Source organism: Dietzia sp. Alg238-R159, from assembly GCF_900537145.1.
In the GTDB taxonomy this organism is placed as follows: Bacteria; Actinomycetota; Actinomycetes; order Mycobacteriales; family Mycobacteriaceae; genus Dietzia; species Dietzia kunjamensis.
Genome location: NZ_UNRI01000001.1, coordinates 26650 through 53263, shown reverse-complemented (window position 1 = coordinate 53263; position 26614 = coordinate 26650). Strand labels below are relative to the sequence as shown.

Below are 26614 nucleotides of genomic sequence, written 5' to 3'. Positions count from 1 at the left end.
CGCCCTCGTCGTCTTCGTGAACGTGCGCCGATCCGTCAGCACAATCTGCTCGCGCCAGCTGATACCAGCCTTCGTCACCGGGCTGCAGCTGCACGAAATGTTGGAGGACGAACTCAGTCATCACCGTTCCCTGCATCCACGTCCAAGTGCAGAGCCTGGTCGTATCCGACACCGCCTCGATGAACGGACCATACGCCTCACATTCGCGTCGGGGAGGCCGGACGTACTCGCCAGCCGGACCTTCGGCGTCCGCAAAATCGTCCTCCGCGACCTTCCGGGCACGACGCTCTTCGCGTTTTCGCGCTGGCCCAAACTTGTCGCCCCCCATAGCGCTCGATCCTATTTCACTTCCCTGTGGCGCAGGTTTCCCATCAGCCGGAAGATCAGAAAACTGCTAGCGAGTAACCGACACATTTGACGACCGCTTACACCACGTCACCAACTGCACCCTCGGCGTCCTTGACGGTGATCCGGCCGTTCATGAGCAGGGGCAGTAGTTCGTCGCGGGTGCGAGCGAGCCTGTCGTTTTCCGCCTGACACGAAGACTGGCGCTCACGGACCGCTTGAGCCGTCCTGTTGAACCTCTCCAAGTCCTCCGGCGAACACTCAAGCACGGGCAACCTCTTGAACGTGCCGCGGGAAATCTCGAGGAACGTTGCTCCATTCGCCCAAGTCTCAAACTCGGCCGTTCGGGCCCGCACTTGACTTTCGAGCCACCATTGCATCTCAGACTCGACCGCATTGAGCACGATGAATCCTTGATTCACGGCCATTGGTTTCCGAGCGACAACTACCGCGCCGATAGTCGCACGCGATGTCATCAGGATGCTGCCTTCCGGGTACAGCGGAGACGAGCAGCTTTTTAGCCCCTCCTCGCTAATGCTCCGGGTTGTGCGAGCAAGCCACGGGCCATCGACAGCAGTGACATCCGTTGGAGTCGCCCAGGCGACGTCACCGTCCCAATAAGCTGGACTCTTGGTCGAGGGAGTCCCGCCGCCTCCAATATCAGCAACATCGGCAAATGTGCGCCCCGCCGACGCCTTTGGCGTCAAGGAGTAAAGCGCGCAGATCAAGGCATCACCTGCATCCACTACGCGTCGGTTCGCGACGATCTTGTCGTCCAGGGCGCCGAGGACCTCGGCGATGAGCTTCTGCTCCTTCGTAGAGGGCAGCCAGAACTCATAACTCAAGAAATCGTCGCGGCCGAGATCGAGATTGGTCGTTCCGGTACCAAGGGACTTGCAGTGCGCGCGGCATTGCGGGCTTCGTAGAGTCCAGTAGAGAAAAGACCGACTTATCGGAGCATCCTCGAGAATGTCAACAGCGATGGTGTCCTGCGTCAGACGCGCACGATCAAGACCGTCCGGCACGCGAGCTGCGGCCCCGAGAAGCGCCGCCTCTTGCGTCATGTCTTTCAGTGAGACATAAACATCACCAGCTGACACGGCGATACGGTCTGCGAACTCCTCGGGGTAGTGCCGGAGCTTGTCGCCCTTGAAACCCCCTTCACGCGCAATCGTTCCGAGTCCTAGAAGGGGTGCACCGACCTCCCCAACTAGTGCGCCCTGATACGAATTGCCCCGTCGCAGAGTGACCAGTTCCTTCAGTGCTGTCTTCATCCGAGCCTCCCCAACTGCTCACGAACGACGGCGTCCAGCCGGGCCGACTCATCGAGTGCCGCGGTCAGCTCGCCGGTGAGCCGCGCGATCTTCTCGTCGATCGGCTCGTCGTCCTCTTCCGCCTCGGGGACGCCCACGTAGCGGCCCGGGGTGAGCGCGTAGCCGGCGGCCTTGATCTCTTCGAGCGTGGCCGACCTGCAGAAGCCGGGCACGTCCTCGTACTCGCCCACCGCAGAAGGGCGACCTCGCCAAGAGCGGAACGTCTCGGCGATGCGCTGCAGGTCCTCCTCGCTCAGCGTGCGCTCCACGCGGTCGATCATGTGGCCGAGCTCGCGGGCGTCGATGAACAGCACCTGCCCCCGACGATCCACCGACCCGCCCTTGCCGGCGGCCTTGGTCTTCGCAAAGAACCACACGCACACCGGGATTCCCGTTGCCCGGAATAACTGCCCCGGCAAGGCGACGATGCACTGCACCACGTCACCCTCGACCATCGCTTTGCGGATGTCGCCCTCGCCGCTGGTCGAGGTGGTCATGGTCCCATTGGCCATCACCACACCGGCCTCACCGTTCGGCGCCAACTTGGAGAGGATGTGCTGCATCCACGCGTAGTTGGCATTGCGCTTGGGCGGCACCCCGTAGACCCAGCGCGGATCGTCCTCGCGCCGCGCCCAGTCCTTGATGTTGAACGGCGGGTTGGCCATCACGTAGTCGGCCTGCATATCCGGATGGATGTCCCGGGCAAAGGTGTCACCCCACCGCGAGCCCAGGCCCTGCGAATCGATCCCGTGGATCGCCAGGTTCATCTTGGCCATCCGCCACGTGCGCTCATTGAGCTCCTGCCCGTACACGGCGACGTTGGTCGGATCCTCCTTGTGCCCCTCGAGGAACTTCTCCGTCTGCACGAACATGCCCCCCGACCCACAGCACGGGTCGTACACGCGCCCCGAATGCGGTTCGAGAATCTCCACCAGCGTCCGCACCACCACGGGCGGGGTGTAAAACTCGCCGCCGCGCTTGCCCTCGGCCTTGGCGAACTTGTCCAGGAAGTACTCGTAGACCTCCCCGAGCAGATCCCGCGCCTTGGAGGCGCCACCGCCGGTGAAACGCGCCGCGTTGAACAGGTCCACCAGCTCACCCAGTCGACGTTGCTCCACATTGTCCCGCCCGAACAACACCGGCAGCGTGCCCACCAGCGACTCGTTGGCCTGCATCAACGCGCGCATCGCGGCGTCGATCAGCTCACCGATCGACTGCGCGTCGTTGGTCGACGACGCCGGGATCCCCTTGGCGTGCCGCGAGAGGTACTCCCAGCGGGCCTCGGCGGGCACCCAGAACACGCCCGAGCCCAGGTACTCGTCGGCGTCCTCGAGAGTCTCCGCGAGGTAGGCCTCGTCCTCACCGGAGAGCTCCTCGCGGATCGCGTCCCGGCGCTCTTCGAAGGCGTCCGAGACGTACTTGAGAAACACCAACCCCAGCACAACGTCCTTGTACTGCGACGCATCCATGGACCCGCGGAGCTTGTCCGCCGCCTTCCACAGCGTGTCCTTGAGTTCCTTGGGGGTCGATGCCTCCATCGGCTTCGGAACCAACACTTTCGCCATCAGGCGTTCTCCTCGTTGTTCTGCTCTGAGTAGTTGTGGTCTATGCGCAGCGTGCCCGCCGCGAGTCCGTCGGAAAGTTCTGTGGTGAGCGCGTCGAGCGCACTCAGTTCGGCCAGGAGCCGTGCCCGATGCTCGGCGGCCCGTGCCGCCACCGTGCGCCAAGGGCTACAGGCGTCGACGACGACGGTGCGCAGCCGCCAGGAACGGCACTCCGATCCCCGTGCAGCCGAAATATCTCGAACCGCGAGCTCGGGAAGAATACGTCGCGATCCCTCGACCGGTTTCAGACACCGCAGGATCCGCGCCGGCGCCTGAACGGCATTGCCGCCGACTGCGTCGATGATCGCGGCCGGCCCCCTCGTCGTCGTAAACACCACGTCGCCCGGCTCCGTGAGCCGGAAACGAGGCGCGCGTCGGACCAACTCGACCAGGTCGACCGACCTCGACCCGATCGCGCACTGGCCGCGCACCTCGTCCGGGCCGATCACCCCGATGCCGCCCGGACCCGCCGCGAAGACCTCCGCGGGGATGCGCACGCCCGTGATCACCCGGGCCGGCCGGTGCTTGCCCGTGGTCGCCGCCCTCCACGGCAGGGAGTGATCAGCCGCAGATCCGGCCGCCACCACCTCGACCCCGTCGAGCACCCGGGAGGCCGACGCGTCGCGCTTCTCCCACAGGCGGGCGAGCGCATCACCGCCGTCGTCCGCGACGTCGGTGGTGACCGGCAGCGCGAGCGCGGATTTGCTCACCACCGCCTCGGTGAGCCGGTGCTCGCTGCGCAGGAACGCGTGACTCCGCCGTGCGGCGCCTCCGCGGAGAGCCGCGACAGCGTCAGAGGCGAGTGCACGGTTCTCCCGCGTATCCAGCGCGTGGGCCGAGTGCTCCCCGAACGTCGTGAAACTCCGCGCACCCGCGGTGTCGCCGGACTCCCCCAGCACCCACAGCGCCATCCGACGACGACCACCGAACCGGCACAATCCCCGCGGCAAGCGAGCGACATAGCGAAGGGGCGCCGCATAGTCGCCGCCTGTCCCGCTCAGGATCCGCCGCCGATGGTCCGTCCCCGGCAACTCGTCGACCAGCAGCGGCGCGGGCGCGAACACCACCGCGGCGCTGCCCGGCTCGAGGCCCAGCACCACGTTGTCGATCGAGTCGAAAAAGTCCACAGTTCGATCCTTGGGAATCGTCGCCCACTGTCCGACGAGGAGCGTGGCTGCGGCATCGGTCGCCGGCTCCAGGTGGGCGCCGAGTGCGGCGAGGTACCGCCAGAGCAGTCGATCCACCGGCCCAGTCGGGCCATCCGGCGCAACGACTCTCGGCCGATCCGACTCGGCAGACCTGGACACCACGCGCGCGAGCAGGCGCAGCCCGCCCGGACCCCACGGCACGAGTGCCCTGTCGGAGTCACCGGCCAGCGCCGCGACGACCTCACACGTCAGTGCGTCGCCCATGTTGGTGAGCGACTCCGAGGCGAGCGGCGCGTCCTTGGCCTCCTGACGCCGCGCCAACCGTTCGAGAACCCGTGTCGCAGTGATGCCGGCTTCGGCGAGGCGATCGACGCACGCGATCAGGCCGCTGGCACGCAGTGCCCTATCCGCCTGCGCCACGGACAGAACCGACTCGACTCCGTGTCCCACCGGAAGCGTCGCGAGGTCGTCGCGGCTCTGGTCAGCCAGCGGGGCGCCGGACAGCGCGTGGAGCAGGAGAAGCGCCGAGGCGTCGTCAAGTTGCGAGGCCGCCTCGTCCATCAGCGACGAGAACAACGCCGCATCCTCATGCGCCTCCGGGTTGTTCCCCCGGCCGGTGACACGCAGCCAGCGGCCGACCTCGTCTGCGGAGAACACCAGCTGCGCCGGGTGCACGGGCGCGGGGAACGGACTATCAGATCCGGTCGACCGGGAGCGCCACACCGACACGACCGGGCGTTTCACTCCGGCGAGGTCGGCGATCTGCTGCATGGTCAGCGTCTCCACGTGTTCACCTCCGTTCGGTCCGTCAGGTCTGCGATGCGGACGACGCTACCTCCGAATCCGACCGCCTCGTACCCTCTCGCCGATAAGCCTCCTTACCCCTTTGGGTGTTACCACTCCAGCGGGGTCTCGAGGAATGGTCTCCCCGGAAGCCAACCGCACTCGATCCCCCGGAGGTCACTCGTGAACGACGCCTTCACGGTCGACCACCTCACGGATTGGAGCCTCCTCGAATGGTGGCTTCACTACCTCGGCGCGATTGCCGTGCCCGCTTTGGCCATCGTCCTCGTGGTGGCCGCCTATCGAGCGTGTCGCGCGATCGACCGCCTGAGTCTGCCGAACCTAGTCGAGGCAGCAGTCGGTGTGGGCCTGGTCGCCGGCGCCTTCGCGGTCGTGTTCCTCGGGCTGAACTGGCACATCGACTTGCTGTACGGATCGCTACGTCATATCCCAAGTGCGACCGGGGCTGTCGTGGCCGGCCTCGGCACCGCGCTCTTGTTCGCCGCAGCTTCCGTGGTCCTGGCACTCAAGCTGGGCACTACCCGGCGGCGCCGGCTCGCCGTGATCGCCCTCGCCGCTGCAATACCCGCAGTCTTCACTCTCGTCCATGACGGCCTCTACCGGGATGCGACCGCGTCCACGCGCGATACGGCGAGTGTCGGTATGCAGTCACCCACGCGAAGCGCCGCAGGGGCCCAGCCGAATCGACCCAGCGACGCCCCAACGGACGTTCTGCCGCGCTCCCCTCCGGCAGACCAGCACGCACTCCCACCCGAAGGCCTCAGGGCCGCATGACCATTCGAATACTCACTTCATCAAGGAGAATTTCCATGTCCACAACTTCCCTCCGTACCTACGGCACCGCCGCCGTGACCGCCGCGCTCCTGGGCGCAGGCTCATTCCTCGCGCCGGCCATCGCCCAGGCGCAGTTGGTCGACCCCGTCGACCCCACGGACATCATCAAGATCGACTCGCCTGACCTCACCGTGAACGTCAACGGCACCACGGCGAACTTCACCGTCACCGCCCCCGAGAACATGGCCTGCGTCGGGCCTCTGGTGGTCGAGGGTGCGATCAGCGAGAAGGACATCGACCCCGAGACCTGGAACGAGACCTTCTTCGAGGACCTGTTCAGCAATCCGGTCTGGCCCACGAAGGAATCCGACCTGCGCGTCGTGGTCAACGAGTCCAGCGACCTACTGGACGAGGAGGGGGCCTACGCGAGTCCCCACAACGTCAGCGTGCCGGGCCTTGACGACGGGGACTACGTCGCCACGTCGATCTGCGTCACCGAAGACAGCATCGCGCCCCTCGCTGCGACCGATGAGATCTCGACTCTCGCGGACGTCCAGTACCCGGTCGAAATCCACTTCCGGAACTTCTCGGTCACCACTACCGGGAGCGTCAATCTGGGCAGCGTCGACGTGTTCGGCAGCCTCGGGAGCTGACCACCTGGACCGAGGGCGTCCGGCTCGTCGCTCAGCTGACGTAGCCGGACACCCCGGCCCGCTGTGAATCGACTCATTGCCCTTCTGACATGGCGGTACGAACCCTTCGGGAGTCGTACGCGGCCTGGCCGGGAGGGCATTGTCGTGTACCCGCTCCGCTGCGGCCGCAGATGCCGTGGCGGCGGCGCACGCCGAACATTCTCTACTGTGGCGTGCACACCTGACCCGACCCGAGGGAGACCACACATGGACGTCGCCGCCGTCGCCGCCACCGCACCGGACGCACCCCTGGAGAAGACCACGATCCGGCGTCGGGACACCGGCCCGGACGACGTGCTCATCGAGATCGAGTACGCCGGCATCTGTCACTCCGACATCCACCACGTGCGCGGCGAGTGGGGGAAGACCACCTATCCCGTGGCACCCGGGCACGAGATCGTCGGCATCGTCCGGGAGGTCGGTTCCGAGGTCACCCGGCACGCGGTGGGCGATCGCGTGGGCGTCGGGTGCCTGGTCGGCGCCTGCCACGAGTGCGCCTCCTGCCAGGCCGGCCAGGAACAGGAGTGTGAGCGCGGGTCGGTCGCGACCTACGGCTCCCCGCTGCCCGAGGGCGACCCCGAGGGCCCGGTGACGAACGGCGGCTACTCGACCCACATCGTGGTCGAGGAGCCGATGGTGGTGTCCGTACCGGACGGGCTCGACCCGGCCGCGGCGGCGCCGCTGCTGTGCGCGGGGATCACCATGTTCTCGCCGCTGAAGCAGTGGAATGTCGGCCCGGGCACAAAGGTCGCGGTGATCGGCATGGGCGGACTCGGACACGTCGGGGTGAAGCTCGCGGTGGCGATGGGTGCCGAGGTGACGGTCCTGTCGCAGACCACCTCCAAGCGGGACGACTCGCTGAAGTACGGCGCCGTGGAGCACTACGCGACCGCCGGCGACGAGGGCAAGGCCACCCTCCGGGAGCTCCGCGGCACCTTCGACGTCATCCTCAACACCGTCTCCGCGAGCCTGCCGATGGACCGGTTCCTCGCCACGCTCAAGCCGCGCGGGGCGCTGGTCAACATCGGTATCCCGACCGAGCCGATGTCGGTGCGGGCAGGGTCCGTCGCCGCTGGGCGCAGGATCCTGACCGGGTCCATGATCGGGGGGATCCCCGAGACCCAGGAGATGCTCGACTTCTGCGCCGAGCACGGGATCACGGCCGATATCGAGCTCATCTCGGCGGACAAGATCAACGAGGCGTACGACCGCGTCGTGAGCTCCGACGTCCGGTACCGGTTCGTGATCGACGCCAAGACGTTCTAGGGGTGGGCGTCAGCGCCAACCGAACAGCCAGCTCCCGACCATCGTGACGACGACCACGGTTGTCGAGCCGATGACGACCGATTTGGTGTAGCCGTCGTTCCAGCCAACAGACATCAAACGCGTGAACTCGGCCCACCTCTCGGCCCAGTAGCCGACCTCGGGCTCGAGAGCCGGATATTCGTACGGCCGAACCCGGTTGTCCCGCGGGTCTTGTTGCCCGTTCTCGTACTGTGCCCCCACGTCACCCCTCCAACCGTTCATCGAACAACTCGTCGTGCATCACATCGCCGGTCCTCTGCCCCAGATAGGTACCCACGGCCGCACCGATGCCGGCGCCGATGAACGTGCCCACCGGACCGAAGATCGATCCCATCGCCGCTCCACCAGCCAGCCCGCCGAGTGTTCCGCCTCCCAACGCAGTGCCCGTCTCCAGGAGGGCTTCGCGGGTCGACGTCCTCCCCTCGGCATGGGCCTTCACGCCGTCGTACACCGTAAGCCCGCCACCGACCGGACCGGCGACCCTACCGAGCCCCCGCAGTCCTGTCGCCGCGGCTCTGCCGAAGTCATCCGGGGCCGGGTTGAGCGTGTGTCTCCCCCGCGTCAGTGGATCGAGTTCATCGGCGACGTCCGGGTAACCCCGTGACGCGGCCCCCGTCATCGCGTCCACACCGCGACCCGGCCACGGGTCGTCCGGGCCCGGGATCGGCGACCGATCGACCTCGGGTGGGATCGCGGCGTGCAGCCGAGCGGCGATCTGGTCGATCTCGCGCCCGTAGTGCTCATCGAGGGAGCGAACGGTGTCGACCGCGGAGCTGATCGCCTCCGCATGCTCATCGACCGTCGATTGATCGATGTCGTCGCGACCCGACAACGGACGCACCGACGATTCGCTCACCTCGAGTCCGGCTGCCCCGGCATCGGCGATCCGATCTCGAACCGTCTGAACTGCCGGCCCCAGAGCAGCGTGCGAGCTCCGGAGAGCATCAGCCAGATCCTCGAGTCCGTCAGCCAGCGTGCTGACGTGCGACTTCTCACGTTCCACGGTGTCGAGGACGGCGTCAGCGGCCGCCCCGTCCCAGCCATCATCCAGCTCCATCGCACCGTCGACCAGGTCCCTCCGGATGCCCTGCGCCACCGAGTGCTGCCGGCCGACCTCGCCGCCGGCCGCCGCCAATGCGGACACGTCCCAACGACGAATGTCCGCGACTGTCCAGCTCACCGCCGGGCCACCGCTGCGAGGAGAGCCGCGAAGTCCTCATCCTCGGCCTCGAGGAACCGGTGCGCCTCGGCCGCGAAGTCGGCCAGGCCCCCGAGCCGACCCGCGATTCTCTCGGCGCACACCGCTGCCGCACCGCACGCGCGGTCCACCGCCTGCTCGATCGCCGACCCGCCCGGAAGACCGCCGCCCAGCCGCGCCGCGACCTCGGGAAACGCCACCTCCGTGGCCGCCTCCCCGCAGTCGCGGAACACCGAGACCGCGCTCGCGATCTTCCCGGCATCCGCCCTGATCGTCCCGTCGGGCACGAGCCCTCCTCGTCGTCGTTCCGGTCTACTACCGGGACGCCCCCGTGGCGTCCTCACCACGTACGACGCGCGCCCCACGCCGATCGGTTCCCCCGTGTCGTACCCGTGGTGTGTACTCGGGAGTGTGGAAGGGACACCGGTCACCGCCGGTTCCACCCACGACCCGGCGGCGTCGCCCGGCGTCGGGACCTCTCCCTCGAGGAGTGCACCATGTCGCTCACCTGGACCCCCACCCTCGACCGCGCGCTCGCGGTCGCCGCCCGCTGCCACGCCGGCCAGACCCGCAAGGACGACCCGACGCCCTACATCGCCCACCCGGTCGCGGTGGCGCTGATCGTCTCCGACTTCACCGACGACGAGGACGTGGCGGTCGCAGCGCTGCTGCACGACGTCCTGGAGGACGTGCCGCCATCGGTGTACTCGGCCGACGACATGACCGACGAGTTCGGCGAGCGGGTCACGGAGCTCGTTCGCGGCGTCTCGGAGGAGAAGACCGCCGGTGTCCAGACCCCGCCGTGGCGGGTGCGCAAGGAGGGCTACCTCGCGCGACTGGCCGAGGACTCCCACGAGTGCCTGCTCATCTCGGCCGCCGACAAGATCCACAACCTGCGCTCGATGGTCACCGCGCACGAGCGGCTGGGCGGTGACATGTGGGGCCTGTTCAACGCCGGGCCGGAGGAGAAACTGTGGTTCTACCGCGCGATCGCCGACGCCGTCGCCGAACGGCTCGGTGACTGCACCGCCTCGCGAGAACTCCGCCGGGCGGTCGACGACGTGGCCGCCCTCGCCCCGGTGGGATGAGGCCGTGCGTGACCAGCTCTCCGGCCCGGGCAGCGCGCCGCTGCGTCCGGCGGAGAACCCCTGGGATGGTTTCCAGGCCACCCTGGCCGGCCATCTGCGCAGGTCGGGGGCGGTCGGCGCGATGGAGTTCACCGCGCCGTCCGACGCGTCCGGAACGCGGGGGCGGTGCGTCGTCCACCTCGCGCCCGGCGGTGAGCGCACCTGGGTGACCGTGCGCCTCGCCGGTCACCCCCTCGTGGAGGAGATGATCGCCCACACCGCCCCCACCGCGCCCGGCACCATCGCCCGGGCGGTCGTCGATGCCTGCCGCGACCGGCTCGGGGTACCGCACCCCCAACTGCTGACTCTGCGCTGCCAGGGCACGGTCGGGCGGCACACCGGACCGCTGCGTCTGCTCCGCTGGGACTCGATCCCCATCGGCAACGACCCCGCCGACCACCCGAACCCCATCGACGTGGCGGTGGAGGTGGCCGACCACGAGGACGCCCGGGAACGGTTCGAGGCGATCGTCGAGAGAGTGACGGGACGGGCCTGCGTGGTCGACGACCGCGGGGCCATCGTCTTTGACCACGTCGGCCACCGGATGCACGTCTCGTTCGCCGAGGACGACCCGTACGCACGCCTCTGGGCGTGGGTCGTGCGGGGAGTGCGCTCCAGGTCCGACACGGCGCTCGAGCTGGCCCGACTCAATCTCGACGACGACCGCACGTCGTGGATCCTCGACGGCCGGCACGTCCTGCAGCGGACCACCGTGCCGGTCGCCCCGCTGCTCCCCCGCCACGCCCAGGTAGCGCTCGAACACTTCCTGTTCACGTTCTCCTCGACGCGGGACGCGATCGCCGCGAGGCTGAGGCCGCGGTAGCCGGACAGACGAAAGCCGGTGCGTTCGGCGTGGACCGAATGCACCGGCTCTCTCCGGCGACCCTGACGGGACTCGAACCCGCGACCTCCGCCGTGACAGGGCGGCGCGCTAACCAACTGCGCCACAGGGCCGTGCTCGTGGCACGAGGCAAAACACTAGCGGAACCCCCGACCGCGCCCTCGACCACCCCGTCACTCCGCCCAGAAGGACACCATCGGCTGGCTCGAGATCAGCTCCCCACCCTGGTAGATCCACATTCCCGACGAGTCGATCGAGTAGAGGACGTCGTTGTTGGCGACCATCGCCGAGCCACCGGAGACCGCGGGATCGTCGATCTCCACCCCGGCCCCGTCGGCGTAGCCGCGGTAGTAGTACCGGCCGTTGTCCGGATTGACGCAGATGGAGAACGAGGCCTGGGTGGTGCGGCCGATCATCGCCGCCGGATCACCGGCATTGCACCGTGCCTGACGGTTGTCGACCCAGCCGGAGGAATCCGCGCCGGCGGGATACCCGACGGTCGGCGACGAGCGGGTCGCGGGCGCCTCGCGGGTGACCGTGACGGTCTCGCGCTCCGGCGCGGTTGTGTAGGCGGTCTCCGTGACCGGGGGCTGTGAGGGAGCCGTGGGGGACGACGACGAGGAGACAGCGACCACCTGACCCGACCCGTCGCCGGAGACGCCGCCCGGGCGCAGGAAGAGATAAGCGATCGCGCCGATCAGCGCCAGCGCCAGGATCGCCAGGAGCGCGATGAGGGCGATGGCCACGCCGGAGCCCCCGCGCTGTGGTTCGGACTGATACCCGGACCCCTGCCATCCCTGCGGTGTCCGCGATCCTGCCGCCCCATTGTCCCAGCCGTACGACATCGGCGGTGCCCCCTCGCTTTCCGCTGCCCCGGGTGGGCCGGTCTGACCGGACGGTAGCAGCAGGGTCCGACGCCGTCAGCGGTGATGAGAGACCGTCCACCCCGGGGTTGTCGGACCCGTGGGGCACCATGGCGGTGTGACCGGATCCCAGGCTCATCCCACCGCCCTCGCCGCCGAGGTGCACCGCCTCCGCGGTACCGACCCCCTCGGCCGCATCACCGTCCTCGTGCCCTCGTTCGGTGCGGTCCGGGACCTCGTCCGGGCGTTGGCGCTCAGTGGTGGCTCGGTCAACGTGGCGGTGCGGACCGCCTCCCAGGTGATCAGCGAGCTCTCGGCTCCCGCACTGGCACCGAGGGCCGCACTCCCGTTCCCGCTCCTAGCCGCCGCCGTCGAGAAGGCGTTGGACGCCGACCCGGGGTACCTCGAGTCGGTCGCCGCCGAGCCCGTCACGGGGCAGGCTGTGGCCCAGGCCTGCCTGCGGCTCGGGACCGTCGAGCCGGGGTCGGTCGGCGCGCAGACCCGCTTGCACTCGGAGGTCCTCCGGCTGGCCGACGAGGTCCACGCGATGACAGGTGCCGCGTACTACACGCAGTTCGAGGCCGTGGGCATCGCGCTGAAGCGTCTGGACGAGCTGGGCCGGATCGTGCTCGCCGCACCGTTGCGCGGGACTCAGGCCGAGCGCAGGCTGCGGGCCGCGCTGGATCAGCGCGGTATCTCCCCTCTTCCCGGCACCGGATCGGACCATCTCGCCTCTGCCGCCGAGCCCGGCACCGGGAAGGCGGTCACCGGCACCCACGTGCTCCACGCGTCGGATTCCGATGACGAGGTGCGCGCAGTGGTCCGATTCGTCCGCTCGCGTCTCGCAGACGGGGTCCCCGGCTACCAAATCGGTGTCTACTACCCCTCACCGGACCCCTACTTGCGGCTTCTCCACCGAGCCTTCGCGGAAGCCGGGATCACCGTCTACGGCCCCTCCGACGCGGCACTCGGCCGCTCCCCCGCCGGCCGTACGATCGTGCGGCTGCTGGGCCTGGATGCCGACCGGATGCCCCGCGCCGATCTCCTCTCGATCATCGCCGAAGGTGCGATCGCCCCGTTCGACGACGACGGCGCCGCCGTCTCGTCCCGGCGGCTCGAGATCCTCACCCGGACGCGCTTCCCCGTCATCGGTGCCGGCGACTGGGAGCGACTGGCCGAGTATCTGCAGGCCGAGCCTGAGGCCCTCGCCGAGTCCGAACGGGCCGCCGCTGCCGCGCTGCTGCGCCTGATCCGAAACATCCGTTCCGGACTCGCTGCCGTCGACGCCGCGCGTACCTGGACGGAGGCCACACGGGCTGTGACAGGTCTCGTCGCCTCACTGTTCCGTCAGGCCCCCGACCGGGCCGCCGTGCTCGCGGTGCTCGGTTCCCTAGGCGATCTGGATACGATCGCGCCGGCGATCACCCGGGATCGCGTCGTGGGTGCGGTCGCCACGCGACTGGACGCGATCGGTGACCGTGTCGGCGAGGAGGGCGCCGGGGTCGCCCTGGGGCCGATCGACGACGCCGTGGGTCGCGATCTGGACACCGTCTGCGTCGTGGGAATGGCGGAGGGATTGCTCCCGGTCCTGCACAAGCCCGACCCGCTCGTCCCCGAGGGCGCGGTCGAGCCCCCCTCCTCCGAACGACTCGACGAGCGGTACCGGGTTCTCCAGCTGGCGCTGACCGCCGGCTCCGAGCACCGCATGTGTTCGTTCCCCCGTGGGTCGATGCGAGGCGGCGGCGACCGGATCCCGTCCCGCTGGCTGCTGCCCACCCTGTCCCGACTCGCCCGGAAGTCCGTTCGCGCCACCAAGTGGCAGCAGGACGTCGACGGATGCCCGGCCGTCACCGCAGTGCCCTCGTTCGTCGACGGCGTGCTCACCCCGCCGACCGCCCTCGGTTCGGACCCGGCCACCCTCGCCGAACTGCGGATCCGGGACCTCTCCGCCCACGGGTGGCTGGCTCGGGCGGATGCCCCTGATCTGCTGGTCCGCGCCCACGAGATGCGTCAGGACCGTCGGCGTGGCCGGTTCACGCGGTTCACCGGCGACGTCTCGTCGGCTGCCGACCTGCTCACCTTCCTCGACCATCCGCTCTCGCCCACGAGGCTGGAGGATTGGGCACAGAGTCCCTACCTGTTCTTCCTCTCCACGGTGTTGCGGGTCCGAACGCTCGACGACCCGGCTGCAGATATCGAAATGGACCTGCGCGACTACGGCGACCTGGTCCATTCGATCCTCCAGCGCTACATCTCCGATCGGCTGGAGACCGGGTCCGGCCCGGACCGCGACCTGCTCATGAGAGCGCTTCGCAGCGAATGCGAGGCCGCCATCGCGACCTCGCCGGGCCTCGTGGCCTCGTTGTGGCGCCGAAGGGAGATCCTGCTCGGAGCCGAGCTGGACCGGTGGTTCTCGGAGGATGAGGTGGACTTCGAGGCGGGGTGGGCCCCAGCCGCTACCGAGCTCGGGTTCGGCCGACAGGCCCCCGACGGCTCGGTGGTCCAGATCCCGTTCGAGGTGACCACCTCCCGCGGCGCGACATCGGTCCTCCTCGCCGGGTCCATCGACCGGCTCGATGAGCGCGGAGACGCCCAGCGGGTCACCGACTACAAGACCGGGAAGCCACCGGAGTCAGAAGACCGGCCGACCGAGGATGATCCCACCATCTCCGGCACGCGATTCCAGTTGCCGCTCTACGCCGCGGCCGCCGAGGCATCCCACGACCTCCCGGTTCGCGAGGTGCGGTACTGGTACTGCACCGAGCGCGGGGAGTTCGAGCAGATCTCCCTCGACATCACCGTCGACGTCATGGCCAAGGTCCGTGAGGACGTGGGCAATCTGGTGGACGCCCTCCAGCGGGGCTGGTTCCCGCTCAAGGGCGGGCGAGGGTCGTCCCGTGACCTGGCCAAGCTCATCGGGGGCACGGAGCTCGACCGCGCCTGGGAGCAGCTGTCCCAGCAGGTACCGATCGCGTCCCATCCCGCATTCGCCGGCCTCGTCGCCGCCGACCCGACCGAGAACGAATCGGAGACGACCACATGAGCCACCTCCCCGACCGGGCCGCCCGTCTCCGCGTGGAAACAGACACCTCCGCCACGCTCTTCGTGGAGGCCGGCGCCGGGACCGGAAAGACCCATGCCCTGGTCAGCCGGCTCAGCACGCTCCTGTTGGACGACGCCGTGCCCGTCGACCGAATCGCAGCGATCACCTTCACCGAGAAGGCGGCCGCCGAGCTACGCGACCGGCTCCGCGTGACATTGGTCGACCTGCGCGCCAAGGGCGACCACCGGGCTGATGCCGCACTGGCGGGCCTCGACACCGCCGCGATCGGCACGCTGCATTCCTTCGCCCTGCGGCTGCTCTCGGAGAATCCCCTCGAGGCGGGGATCCCGCCGAGGGTCACCGTCCAACAGGACACCGCAGAAGCCACCGCCGTCGAAGCCCTGTGGCAGGAGTCCGCCACCCTCCTGTTCGGCAGCGGCCCGACCGCCACTCGATCAGGCAATCTGGCGCAGGCAGTCGACGACATGCTCGACGCCGGCGTGAATGCCCACGCGTTCCGCGAGGTGGTCGAGGCACTGCACCGTGACTGGGACCGCCTGCCCACCGATCCCCTGTACCCGGACGTCGCGGACCTGCCCGTGTCGCCGGATCTGGCCGAGGTGGTCGCTGCCGTCGGATCGATCGTCGGGTGGCGGGACTCCTGCCAGGACGAGACGGACAAGCTCTACGCCGTCCTCGACGACCACGAGACCTGGCTGGCGAACCTGCAGGACGCCGCCACGGACCCGACCGCGTCACCCTCCTGGATGGAACTCCTGGGAGATCCGGTCAAGGCAGGTCGCGGCGGCAAGGGCGCGAGCTGGGGCGGGACCGACGTGGTCAAGGAGATCAAAGAGGAGATCAAGCAGCTCTCCTCCGTATGCGAGGCGATCCTCGTCGAGCACTGGCGTCCACGCATCGCGGTGGTGCTCGACGCCCTCATCCCCGTGGTCCGACGACACGCCGCCGACCGCCGCCGCCACGGCACCCTGCAGTTCCACGATCAGCTCGTCCTCGCGCGCGAACTACTGCAGAACCCGACGGTCCGCGAGCGGGTCCGGGCACGCTACCAACGGATCCTCATCGACGAGTTCCAGGACACCGACCCCATACAGCTGGACATCGCCGAACTGCTGACCACCGCAACCGACGGCTCCGGACCCGAACCCGGCCGGCTCTTCACCGTCGGCGACCCCAAGCAGTCCATCTACCGGTTCCGGCGTGCCGACATCGCCACCTATCTCCGCGCCCGGGGTGGCGCCGACAACGTGGGCGGGGTCGAGATCGAGCGACTCAGCACGAACTTCCGTTGTTCACGTCCGGTCCTCAACTGGGTCAACGAGGTGTTCTCAGAGGTACTCACCGCCTCCGACGGCATCCAACCCGAGTACCGGGATCTCGAACCCGCACCGAGCCGGCCCGAGCACGACCCCGCCCACGGGCCGCGACCGTTCATCTTCCGCACGGAGGACGTTCCCGAGCACTGCCCACCCGACTCGAAGGAAGCCACCGAACGCCACTGGACCGAGGCCTCCGATGTGGCGAGGGTGATCGCCACCGCCATCCGGGAGAGCTGGACCCACGAGTCCAAAGAAGGTGGGCAGACCCCGCTGCGACTGGCCGACATCGCGATCCTCCTGCCGTCACGCGGGTCCCTGCCCATGCTCGAGACCTGCCTCGACCACGCCGGGATCGACTACCGCACCGAGGCCTCGTCGATCGTCTACGGGACACCTGAGATCCGCGACCTTCTCCTGGCCGTTCGCGCCGTGGCCAACACCGCCGACGAGGCCTCCCTCGTGGGCGCGCTGAGGTCACCGCTGTTCGGCTGCGGTGACGACGACCTCCTGCGTTGGCGCGCCGCCGGTGGCACCTGGGCTCCCGGCGCACCGGCACCCACGGACCTCGAGGCGTCGCCCGTCGCCGAGGCGATGGGCTACCTCTCGGCCCTGTCCCGCGACACCCGGCGCCCCGGCGAGCTGTTGGAGAGGCTCGTTCACGACCGCATGGTCTTCGAGTCCGTCGCCGAATCTCCGCGCCGGCGCGACCTGTGGCGGCGGATCCGGTTCGTGATCGAGCACGCATGGCAATGGGAGGAGTCCGCCACCGACCCCGCGCGTGCCGACCTGCGGGATTACGCCGCCTGGGCATTGACGCTGACCGCGGAGGACGCCCGCGTCCCCGAAGCCGCCATCCCCGAGATCGGGGTGGACGCCGTACGCATCAACACCATCCACGCCTCAAAAGGCCTGGAGTACCCGATGGTCATCGTGGCCGGGATGAGTCGGGGCTGGCCGAACGGTCAGGGCCGGCTCCTGTGGACCGACGACGAGACTCCCCGGCCGGCCGTGTCGTTCTCCGCTGCCGTCCGCGATCCCGGGTACACACCAGCCGCCGATCTGGAGAAACAGCACGCCCGCGCCGAACGGATCCGGCTTCTCTACGTAGCCACGACCCGCGCGCAGAGCCGCCTCGCGGTCTCCGGCCATGGCTACGCCCTCAACACCGACGGAAAACCCAAGGCCGGCCTGTGGGGGACACTCCTCGGCTCCGTCATCGAAGACGCCGATGCGCCCGATCTGGTCGAGTACGGCGAGAACCTGCTCGAGGTTGCCGCCGCGCCCGCCGTGGACGTGCCCGACGAAGCGGAATGGGTGGAACGCAGCCGGCGGATCTCTGCCAGGTCCGCCGAGCGCGCGGGCTGGTCGGCGACCCGGATCGTGCACCCGGAAGCCGAGAGTGCCTCCGACGGCACCGGCGACGACGCACGCGACGACGAGGCCCGAGAACCGCGCCCACTTCCCGAACGGCTGGCTGCCGCGTTGCGCGACCGGTTCAGCCCGGCCCCGACGCGACCGGACGAGTTGCCGCCCGCACCGCGGGGCACCCCGCTCGCCTCCGGGCCGGACGTCGGTACCGCCGTGCACTACCTGGCCGAGTACACGGACCTGAGCCGCCTGCTCGGGCCGACCGCCGACCGCGACTCCTCGATCGCGGACTGGGAGCGATGGGCGGCGGACCAACTAGTCGCCCTCGGGTTGGGGGGCGCCCTGCGCGGGAGCCGGAACCCGGAGGCCGTCGCGGAGATGGTTTCCGTCGCGCGAACCGCACTGACCTCCGAGCCCGTCCGGCGGGCGGCGACTCGCACCCACTGGGCCGAGCTACCCGTGGCGGGGCCGCTGAGCACAACGGACGGGACGACGGTCGCGGTGGACGGGGTCGTCGACCTCGTGGTGGAGGAAGCCGACGGCTCGTTGACGATCGTGGACTACAAGACCGACGTCGCCGTCACGGTGGACACCGTCGACGAGTACCTGCTCCAACTGTGCGCCTACGCCGAGCTGCTCGGTGGCACCACCGGAAAGACGGTGCGGCGGATCGAGCTGGTCTTCTGCCGCGGGGCCCGCCCGACGGTGGTGGCCCGCGACCTGGGCTGACGACCCGCCCCTGCGGGGGCGGGGCCCCGACGAGGTCAGCCCAGGTTGCTCCACACCACGCGGCCGTCCGCGACCGCGGCGAGTGCCGAGTCGCACGGGGCGCCCACCGTGAAGGCCTGGTAGAGCTCGACCAGCAGATCCACGACCGAATCCCACATCCGGTGAAGGGGCTGGCCCCCGCCGTACGCCCACACCGAGCCGGCGTCGCGACCGGCGCGGTAGCAGACCGCATAGCCGAACCCGCTGCGCTCGGCGAACGGCCACAACCGACCCGCCCACGTCGCGTCACCACCCGGCTCAGACCCGAGGGTGCCGGTCCCCATCGCCTGCTCGAACCTCGCCGCCTGCACGTCGAACCCCTGCGCCGCCGTGAGTGGCTCCGCGAACGGGAACAGCCCCTCTACCGCATCGAGGCCCGTCCTGCGCAGGTGCCACAACATGGTGCGGATCCCGGTGGCGTCGTCGACGCCGCACCTGTCCAGTAGAGCGCCCGACGAACTCGCGGACCACCGGGGATCGTCTGTACACGGTGCGCCGTCGCTGGCGACGACCGGGGCCACCCGAAGGAGCTCCGCGAGGGCGTCGGCCAGTTCGCCGATCTGCTCGTCGAGCACCGCCGAGGCGTCGTCCTGCCCCACCATCGACCGGCGACCACCAGCCGACCGGCCGCCGGTACCCGACGCCGGCGGGTCCGGGTGAGGCTCGGAATCGGGGGCGGTCCGGGACTCCCCCATTGCGGAACTGATGCGCGCGAGAGCGCCGTCGAACTCCTCGCTCCACCCGCCACCGGCGACCCAGTCCTCCTCGGCGGCCGGAGGCACGGTCCGCAGCGGGGCCGGTGGGGGCGGGGACGGCTCGTCGGGGATGGCGGGCAGAAAGCCGGTGACGTCGGCCAACAGGTCCATCCGAGCGCGGCGGCCCTCGTCCATCCGCGTGCGCTCCGAGCGGGTGAACGCCATGACCGGCAGGGTGAGGAGCAGCGCCGCCTGACGGCCGGTGAAACCGAAGCCCAGCTTGAGCGCCCGACGCGCCTCGACCGGCGACTCTGCGTCGCGGATGGCCGCCATCACCCCGTCGATGTCCTCGCACGCCCGGAGGATCGCCTCCGCCTCGTCCCAGGACCGCCCGATGTCGTCACCGGGTTCGAACCATCCACCGACGGCACGCGCAGCGCCCACGACAACCCCCTCTTCACGTCGACGAACCACACATTCGCCCCCTCAGATCCGCGGGAATCCTACGCCCGCCCGCGCTCCCGTGGCGGTTCCAGGATGGCGCCACGGCGCCTCCGGCACAGCGTCACGGCCGCGGCCCCCGAGGCGGCGGCCACAGGGGCGCGCATCCGACCGGATGTGACCGATCTCTCCACCGCGGGTAGGGGGGTTGACCAGCACTGATGACGTACAAACGGAACCCTCAGGAAGGACCGAGGTTCCGGCGAGGATCGCTGCGTAGGGTCCGGATCATGAGCAACACCCAGATGGTTGAGGAGCGTCGGCGGGGCGGATCGGAGACCACGGCGACCCCGGGCGTCGACGGCGGCACCCGCCCCGGCACCGGAACACTCACCCAGCCCACCACCCACGCCACCGTCCTCCCGGCGCCACTGACGACGATCATCGCCGTCCTGGCGGGCGGACTGCTCGGCGTCGCCGCGGTCTACGGGGTGGCGTCCAGGCTGGCCGGCTCGCTCACCGCGGTCGCGGCCATCGTCATGGTCTTCGCGGTCACGCTGGCCGGCCCCCGGGTCCACGCGGCGGCCCGCACCGAACTCGGGCGGACGATCGCGGTCACGCTCCAGGCGATCGGGTTCGGCGGCGTCGTCGGCGCGCTGGTCATCGCCGCCTGAACCATCGCCGACTGAGCCATCCCTATCCTGGTCAGCCCCGCCTGAACCGCGCGGACAACTCGTCGACAGCCGCCTCCTCCACCCCCGCGCCCTCCACGAGGTATCGCCGCGCGTCACCGAACTCGCGGGCCAACGCATCCAGGGAGCGGCGGAGGTTGGCCTCCTCGACGCCGATGAGCACCTCTATCGCCTCGAGCTTGTCGGGCATCTCCGCCTGCACGTAGGTACGGATGGAGGAGACGAAGTCCGCGGACATCTCCCGCGTGAGCAGGTAATCCGCGATCACATCCTCCTCCCGGACACCGGCGACCAACTGCACCAGCGCCGAGACCCACCCGGTGCGGTCCTTGCCCGCCGTGCAGTGCACGATCGCCGGGCCGGACGACACGGCCAGGGCGTGGACGGCCCGACCGAACGCCCGCCGCTCGTGATCACCCACCACGAACCGCTCGTATGTCGCGGCCATCTCGCGCCGCGCCTCCTCGGCCCCGGCCAGGCCGGACGCACTGAGGGTCGCCGCCGAGGTGTGCCCGCCCAGCACGTCGATCGGCAGGTACTCGGCCCCGGCGGGGACGACGTCGGGCTGCTTGTCGATCTCGGCGCCGGTGCGCAGGTCGACGACGGTCGAGACGCCGAGTTTCTCGAGCACCGCGAGGTCGTCGTCGCCCACCGCGAGGGTCGTGGACCGGTAGACGAGACCGCGGGCCATCGACCCGGACGGACGGAGTGCGTAGCCCGGGCCGGCCACGTCCCGGAAATTGTGGACGCTGGTGAGTCGGACATCGCTGACGACGAATCCGTCCCGGTCGAGGCCGACCTCGTCGTCGTCGGATCCCCGGACGACACCCTCGTCCACGTCGACGTTCCCGCCGTGTTCGCCGACCATCCCACGCCCCTGTTCGATCCCCGCGCGCCCACGTGGCGCGCCGTCGCCTCGTTCCTACCCGATGCCGGCCGGACACGCCCACCGAGTGGGCCGGTGACCACCGAGGCTGACACCTGTCAATGTTGCTGGCCGTTTCGCCTGTGCGACGGGGCCCGGTCGCCTAGTGTCCGATCTCATGACCACAGCAGACTTCAATCCCGGGCACGACATGCAGCACGCCACGTTCGGCGACATCCTCATCGAGCGTTCCACCGACGACCACCCGGGACTGCTGTTCGAGGACGCCGCGTGGACCTGGCGCGAGTTCGTGGCCGAGGCCGCCGTCCGCGCGGAGATCCTGCGCGGCTGGGCGGAGGAGCACTCCGGCTCGTACGCGGACCGACCCGACCCCTACAAGCACCTCCACGTGGGCATCCTCCTGGAGAACGTGCCCGAGTACCTGTTCACCCTGTGCGGGGCGGCGCTCGCGGGCGTGACCATCGTCGGCATCAACCCCACCCGGCGCGGCGCCGAACTCGCCTCCGACATCCGGGGCGTGGACTGCGACGTGATCGTCACCGACGCCGACGGCACCGCCCTGCTCGAGGGCCTCGACACCGGCGTCGCCGCGCAGTTCGACATCGACTCCGACAAGTGGCGCGGCCTGCTCGCCGATCACGCCGGCGCCGAGCCCAGGCTCCACCCCGACGAGGCGCGCGACCCCCACACCCTGCTGGCACTGCTGTTCACCTCCGGCTCGACCGGCGCCCCCAAGGCCGTCATGTGCTCGACCGGCCGCATGGCGATGATGGGCACCATCAACTACCGGGGCCTTGTCCGCGACGACGTGGCCTACAGCGCGATGCCGCTGTTCCACGGCAACGCCCTCTTCGCCGCGTTCGCCCCGTCCGCGTACGTCGGCTGCACCTTCGCGATGCGCCGCAAGTTCTCCGCCTCGGGGTTCCTGCCCGACGTGCTGCGGTACAACGCCAGCTACTTCAACTACGTCGGCCGGTCACTGTCGTACATCCTCGCCCAGCCCGAGGTGCCCGAGGAGAAGCAGACGCGCCTGCGGGTCGTCTTCGGCACCGAGGCCTCCGTCCACGACCGGACCGAGTTCGAGCGCCGCTTCGGTGTGACCCCGCTCGAGTCGTACGGCAGCAGCGAGGGCGGCGTGGTGATCAGCCACACCGAGGACACCCCGCCCGGCGCGCTCGGCGTGGCCGGCGCCTACATGGACGTCGCGATCCTCGACGCGGATGAGAACGAATGCGCCAGGGCCGAGTTCGATGCCAACGGCGGCCTGGTCAACGCCGGCGAGGCGATCGGCGAGATCTGCAACGTCACCGGCGCGAAGCTGTTCGAGGGCTACTACCGCAACCCCGAGGCCACCGCCGAACGCAACGTCGGCGAGGTCTTCCACACCGGTGACCTGGGCTACCGCGACGCGGACGGGTACTTCTACTTCGCCGGCCGCTCCGGTGACAGGATCCGCGTGGACAGCGAGAACTTCTCCGCCGGGCCCGTCGAGCGCATCCTCGACCGGTTTCCCGGCGTGCTCGTCGTGGCCGTCTACCCGGTCCCGGACCCGCGCACCGGCGACCAGGTCATGGCCGCCATCCAGCTCGAGCCCGGCGTGGAGTTCGACGCCGACGCGTTCTCCGAGTTCTGCCGCACCCAGCCCGACATGGGCACCAAGTGGGCGCCGCGGTTCGTGCGCGTCATGACCGAGATGCCGGTCACCGCCACGCGGAAGATCTCCAAGCCCCGCCTGCGACGGGAGTCCTGGATCGAACCCGGCGAGGTCTACCTGCGTGGCGGCGCGGCGGGCGACGACGACGTCTACCGGCCGCTCACCGACGCCGACCGCGAGGCCTTGCTCGCCGAGTACGAGCTCCACGGGCGCCGGCCCGTGGGGGTGTGACGGCGGGTGGCGTGAGGGCTCGGCCGCTGGCCGGGGAGCGCGCTCAGCGCAGGACGCGCAGCTGGAACGGGTAGTTGATCGTCCGCCCCTGGGTCGCACGAACGGTGCCGATGACGTGGCCGATGATCTGCGCGAGGAAGGACACCGCGAGCAGGATGAGGCCGATGGGCAGTCCGATCACCGTGAGGATGAAGATCCAGCCCACGATGCTCATGATCCACAGGCCGAGGTTGAAGTTGAACGACCCGGCGGCGGCCTGGCGGACGAACGGGCTGCGGTCCTTGTAGATCAGCCACATCACGAGCGGGCCGACGAACGAGAGCCACCCGGCCGAGAGCGCCATCGCGATGAGGCTTGACGCGTGCGCCAGTGCCGCGGGGGTGCGGTCGTCCGGGCCGACGGCCGGGGGCTGGTTCCCGTACCGGGGGTCGCCGTACCCGCCCTGTCCGAACTGGTGGTCGCCGTACTGGTGGTAGCCGGGCTGCTGGGTCATGCCTCCAGTGTCCTCGCCGGAATGGATCCGCGCATCGGGGATGTCCCGGGGATCTATCGACGGCGGGGCGGGGGTTCGGCGGCGGGATTCACGCGGATGTCATACGGCGCGCCTACTGTGGCAGCCATGGCCGATCCCACCAGATCCGACGCGCCCGCCACCGCCTCGGACGTGCCCGAGCCGGACGATTCCGAGCGGCTCGACGACGCCGTGCGGCCCCTGCGCGACGACGTGCGTTTCCTCGGAGCCGTGCTCGGCGACACGGTGCGCGACCAGGCGGGCGGGACGGTCTTCGACCTGGTGGAGACCGCCCGGCGCACCGCGTTCGCCGTCCGCCGCTCGGAGGCCGACCGCGACGAGGTGGCGGCCCTGTTCACCGATGTGCCCGCCACCGAGATGATCCCCGTCATCCGGGCGTTCTCCCTGTTCGCGCTGCTGGCCAACGTCGCCGAGGACCTCCACCAGGAGCGCCGACGCCGCATTCACACCGCCGCCGGTGAACCGCCGCCGGACGGGGACCTCGAGGCCACCTGGGCGCGACTGGCCGAGAACGAACCCGAGCCCGCGAGGCTGGAGACGGTGCGCGCGACGGCCCGGGTGGCGCCCGTGCTCACCGCGCACCCCACCGAGACCCGCCGGCGCTCGGTCTTCGAGATCACCCGACGGGTGCTGGACCTCATGCGCCGCCGCGACGCCCTGCGCACGGGGTCGGACGGGGCGGGTAACCGGGACCGCGTCGCCGACGCCGAGCTCGAGCAGGTGGAGCAGGACATCCGCCGCCAGGTGCTCACCCTGTGGCAGACGGCGATCATCCGCAGCCAGCGCCCCCGGATCGAGGACGAGGTCCTGGGCGGCCTGCAGTACCACGAGGCCACGCTCATCGACGTGATCCCGCCGCTCAACGCCGAGATCGCCGACCGTCTCGGCTCCGGCGACCGCCCCGTCGTGCGCCCCGGCTCGTGGATCGGCGGGGACCGCGACGGCAACCCGTACGTCACCGGGGACGTCGTGCGCTTCGCCACCGAGCAGGCCGCCGAACTGCTGCACCGCCACTACACGGAGGAGTTGCGCCTGCTCGAGCGGGAACTGCCCCTCTCGCGGCGGGTCGTGGACGTGCCCATCGGGCTCAGCGACCTCGCGGACTCGCTGGTGGAGACGGACGGGGAGCTCGCCGCCGCGCGCGAGGACGTGCCGTTCCGCCGCGCCGTGCGGGTGGTTCGCCGTCGGCTCGCCGCGCGGGTGAGGTCCTCGTCGTCGTCACCCGGATCGTCGCCGGACGCGATCGGTCACGACGACGACGAGGCCTACACCTCCCCGGCGGAGATGCTGACCGATCTGGATGTCATCGACGCCGCGCTCGGGGCCTGCGGTGGCGAGCTGGCTCGGTCGCCGCGTCTGCGGGACCTGCGGTGGGCGGTACGGACGTTCGGGTTCCACCTGCAGGCACTCGACATGCGGCAGAACTCGGAGTCGCACGAGGAGGTGCTCACCGAGCTGTTCGCCCTGGCCGGGGTGAGCGAGGACTACTCGGCGCTGGACGAGGACGCCCGTGTGGAGCTGCTGCTGCGCGAACTCTCACACGACCGGCCGCTGCTCGGGCCGCGCGCGGAGCTGTCAGAGCTGGCGGCCAAGGAACTCGGGGTGATGCGGGCGGCCGCCGCGGCCGTGGACCTGCTCGGCCCGGAGGTAGTGCCGCACTACATCGTGTCCATGTGCGGGACGGTCTCCGACCTGCTCGAGCCGGCGGTGCTGCTGCGCGAGGTCGGATTGTTCTCGGGCGACCCCGCCGAGCCGCGCTCGAGCGTTCGGCTCATCCCGCTGCTGGAGACGATCGACGACCTGGCGGCGGGGCCGGACATCCTCGACACGGCGCTCGCGATCCCGCAGTTCCGGGCGCTCATCCGGGCGCAGGGCGACGTGCTGGAGGTGATGCTCGGCTACTCGGACTCCAACAAGGACGGCGGGTACCTGGCCGCCAACTGGGCCCTCTACCAGGCCGAACGCGACCTCGCCGAGGCCGCGACGCGGGCGGGCGTGCACCTGCGCTACTTCCACGGGCGCGGCGGGGCCGTCGGACGGGGCGGCGGCAACTCCTACGAGGCGATCCTCGCGCAGCCACCGGGCGCGGTGCAGGGCGCGCTGCGGATCACCGAGCAGGGCGAGGTCATCTCGGCCAAGTACTCCGAGCCGCGGCGGGCGCGCCGCAACCTCGAGGCGCTCGTGGCGGCGACGCTCGAGGCCTCGCTGCTCGACGTCGAGGGTCTGGGCGACCGGGCCGGGGAGGCGTACGGGGTGATGGCCGAGCTCGCGCGGCTCGGGCGGGCGGCGTACGCGTCCCTGGTGCACGACGACCCGGGGTTCATCGAGTACTTCACCACCTCCACCCCGGTCGCCGAGATCGGGGAACTCAACATCGGGTCCAGGCCGTCCTCCCGCAAGCAGACGTCGAGCGTCGAGGATCTGCGGGCGATCCCGTGGGTGCTGTCGTGGTCGCAGTCGCGGGTGATGCTGCCCGGCTGGTTCGGCGTGGGCACCGCACTGCGGCAGTGGGTCGACGCCGAGGGCGAGGCGGCGGCCGGGGAGAGACTGGCCACGCTCCGGCGGCTGAACGACGACTGGCCGTTCCTGCGCACGACCCTGTCCAACATGGCGCAGGTGATGGCCAAGGCGGACATGGGGCTGGCCGGTCGCTACGCCGAACTCGTCCCGGACGCCGAGGTGGGTCGGCGGATCCACGGGGTGCTCACCGACGAGTTTGAGCTGACCCGCGAGATGCTGCTGGAGATCACGCGGCAGGAGACGCTGTTGGACGACAACCCGGCGCTGGCCCGCTCGGTGCGCAACCGCTTCCCCTACCTCGAACCGCTCAACGTGCTGCAGGTCGAGTTGCTGCGCCGCTATCGCGCCGGGGACTCCGACCCGGCGGTGCGGACCGGCATCCAGCTGACCATGAACGGCCTGGCCACGGCCCTGCGCAACTCGGGGTGAT

At 69.9% G+C, this 26614-nt stretch carries 20 protein-coding genes and 1 tRNA gene; 10 read left to right on the top strand and 11 right to left on the bottom strand.

Annotated elements, in window-relative coordinates; genetic code table 11:
* Window positions 1–425 precede the first annotated feature (425 nt).
* From G6R20_RS00250 to G6R20_RS00240, 3 genes are read right to left on the bottom strand one after another with little or no spacing between them, the layout of a single operon-like run.
* Window positions 426–1619 carry a restriction endonuclease subunit S gene (locus G6R20_RS00250; protein WP_163375224.1) on the bottom strand — a complete coding sequence of 398 codons (1194 nt, stop codon included), beginning with the start codon at window positions 1617–1619 and terminating at the stop codon, window positions 426–428.
* On the bottom strand, window positions 1616–3223 hold the full coding sequence (locus G6R20_RS00245) for a class I SAM-dependent DNA methyltransferase (protein ID WP_163375222.1): 1608 nt from the start codon (window positions 3221–3223) through the stop codon (window positions 1616–1618). The genes G6R20_RS00250 and G6R20_RS00245 overlap by 4 nt, the downstream gene beginning before the upstream one ends.
* Window positions 3223–5196, bottom strand: a complete 1974-nt coding sequence (locus G6R20_RS00240; protein WP_163375221.1) for a DNA-binding protein — start codon at window positions 5194–5196, stop codon at window positions 3223–3225. The genes G6R20_RS00245 and G6R20_RS00240 overlap by 1 nt, the downstream gene beginning before the upstream one ends.
* A gap of 180 nt (window positions 5197–5376) precedes the next feature.
* Here G6R20_RS00240 and G6R20_RS00235 point away from each other — a divergent pair, with 180 nt between their 5' ends.
* The 3 genes from G6R20_RS00235 (at window position 5377) to G6R20_RS00225 (ending at window position 7946) form a co-directional block, all read left to right on the top strand.
* Window positions 5377–5988, top strand: a complete 612-nt coding sequence (locus G6R20_RS00235; RefSeq protein WP_163375220.1) for a hypothetical protein — start codon at window positions 5377–5379, stop codon at window positions 5986–5988.
* 35 nt (window positions 5989–6023) lie between these two features.
* Complete coding sequence (locus G6R20_RS00230) at window positions 6024–6641, top strand: hypothetical protein (protein ID WP_163375219.1); 618 nt, start codon at window positions 6024–6026, stop codon at window positions 6639–6641.
* A gap of 246 nt (window positions 6642–6887) precedes the next feature.
* Entirely contained in the window at window positions 6888–7946 is a 1059-nt protein-coding gene (locus G6R20_RS00225; RefSeq protein ID WP_067715405.1) for an NAD(P)-dependent alcohol dehydrogenase, read from the top strand.
* Between the two features lie 9 nt (window positions 7947–7955).
* Here G6R20_RS00225 and G6R20_RS00220 read toward each other — a convergent pair whose 3' ends face one another.
* From G6R20_RS00220 to G6R20_RS00210, 3 genes are read right to left on the bottom strand one after another with little or no spacing between them, the layout of a single operon-like run.
* Window positions 7956–8207 (bottom strand): hypothetical protein, encoded by a 252-nt coding sequence (locus G6R20_RS00220; RefSeq protein ID WP_163375218.1) that lies wholly within the window; start codon window positions 8205–8207, stop codon window positions 7956–7958.
* Window positions 8188–9165, bottom strand: a complete 978-nt coding sequence (locus G6R20_RS00215) for a WXG100 family type VII secretion target (protein ID WP_240341206.1) — start codon at window positions 9163–9165, stop codon at window positions 8188–8190. The genes G6R20_RS00220 and G6R20_RS00215 overlap by 20 nt, the downstream gene beginning before the upstream one ends.
* A complete protein-coding gene (locus tag G6R20_RS00210; protein ID WP_163375216.1) occupies window positions 9162–9470 on the bottom strand; it encodes a hypothetical protein in 309 nt (102 codons plus the stop codon). Before G6R20_RS00210 ends, G6R20_RS00215 begins: the two co-directional genes overlap by 4 nt.
* A 210-nt stretch (window positions 9471–9680) precedes the next feature.
* Here G6R20_RS00210 and G6R20_RS00205 point away from each other — a divergent pair, with 210 nt between their 5' ends.
* Together G6R20_RS00205 and G6R20_RS00200 are read left to right on the top strand one after the other, a co-directional pair.
* On the top strand, window positions 9681–10271 hold the full coding sequence (locus tag G6R20_RS00205; protein ID WP_163375215.1) for an HD domain-containing protein: 591 nt from the start codon (window positions 9681–9683) through the stop codon (window positions 10269–10271).
* Between the two features lie 4 nt (window positions 10272–10275).
* A complete protein-coding gene (locus tag G6R20_RS00200; RefSeq protein WP_163375214.1) occupies window positions 10276–11133 on the top strand; it encodes a hypothetical protein in 858 nt (285 codons plus the stop codon).
* Window positions 11134–11190: 57 nt separating this feature from the next.
* On the opposite strand, the gene G6R20_RS00195 is transcribed toward G6R20_RS00200, so the two are convergent.
* Together G6R20_RS00195 and G6R20_RS00190 are read right to left on the bottom strand one after the other, a co-directional pair.
* A tRNA-Asp gene (locus G6R20_RS00195) sits at window positions 11191–11264 on the bottom strand.
* 60 nt (window positions 11265–11324) lie between these two features.
* A complete protein-coding gene (locus G6R20_RS00190; protein ID WP_240341205.1) occupies window positions 11325–11897 on the bottom strand; it encodes a hypothetical protein in 573 nt (190 codons plus the stop codon).
* Between the two features lie 235 nt (window positions 11898–12132).
* On the opposite strand from G6R20_RS00190, the gene G6R20_RS00185 reads away from it, so the two are divergent.
* Entirely contained in the window at window positions 12133–15057 is a 2925-nt protein-coding gene (locus G6R20_RS00185) for a PD-(D/E)XK nuclease family protein (RefSeq protein ID WP_240341204.1), read from the top strand.
* Window positions 15054–18494 carry a UvrD-helicase domain-containing protein gene (locus G6R20_RS00180; RefSeq protein ID WP_163375212.1) on the top strand — a complete coding sequence of 1147 codons (3441 nt, stop codon included), beginning with the start codon at window positions 15054–15056 and terminating at the stop codon, window positions 18492–18494. Before G6R20_RS00185 ends, G6R20_RS00180 begins: the two co-directional genes overlap by 4 nt.
* A 35-nt stretch (window positions 18495–18529) precedes the next feature.
* Here G6R20_RS00180 and G6R20_RS00175 read toward each other — a convergent pair whose 3' ends face one another.
* Complete coding sequence (locus G6R20_RS00175; protein ID WP_163375210.1) at window positions 18530–19672, bottom strand: DNA gyrase subunit A; 1143 nt, start codon at window positions 19670–19672, stop codon at window positions 18530–18532.
* 287 nt (window positions 19673–19959) lie between these two features.
* Between G6R20_RS00175 and G6R20_RS00170 the strand changes: the two genes are divergently transcribed.
* Window positions 19960–20343, top strand: a complete 384-nt coding sequence (locus G6R20_RS00170) for a hypothetical protein (protein ID WP_163375209.1) — start codon at window positions 19960–19962, stop codon at window positions 20341–20343.
* Between the two features lie 31 nt (window positions 20344–20374).
* On the opposite strand, the gene G6R20_RS00165 is transcribed toward G6R20_RS00170, so the two are convergent.
* Entirely contained in the window at window positions 20375–21229 is an 855-nt protein-coding gene (locus G6R20_RS00165; protein ID WP_163375208.1) for a tyrosine-protein phosphatase, read from the bottom strand.
* Window positions 21230–21404: 175 nt separating this feature from the next.
* Between G6R20_RS00165 and G6R20_RS00160 the strand changes: the two genes are divergently transcribed.
* Window positions 21405–23132, top strand: a complete 1728-nt coding sequence (locus G6R20_RS00160; protein ID WP_240341203.1) for an AMP-binding protein — start codon at window positions 21405–21407, stop codon at window positions 23130–23132.
* 43 nt (window positions 23133–23175) lie between these two features.
* Here G6R20_RS00160 and G6R20_RS00155 read toward each other — a convergent pair whose 3' ends face one another.
* Entirely contained in the window at window positions 23176–23625 is a 450-nt protein-coding gene (locus G6R20_RS00155) for a DUF4870 domain-containing protein (protein WP_096906314.1), read from the bottom strand.
* A gap of 126 nt (window positions 23626–23751) precedes the next feature.
* On the opposite strand from G6R20_RS00155, the gene ppc reads away from it, so the two are divergent.
* Entirely contained in the window at window positions 23752–26613 is a 2862-nt protein-coding gene (gene ppc / locus G6R20_RS00150) for a phosphoenolpyruvate carboxylase (protein ID WP_163375207.1), read from the top strand.
* The last annotated feature ends 1 nt before the right edge of the window (window position 26614 follow it).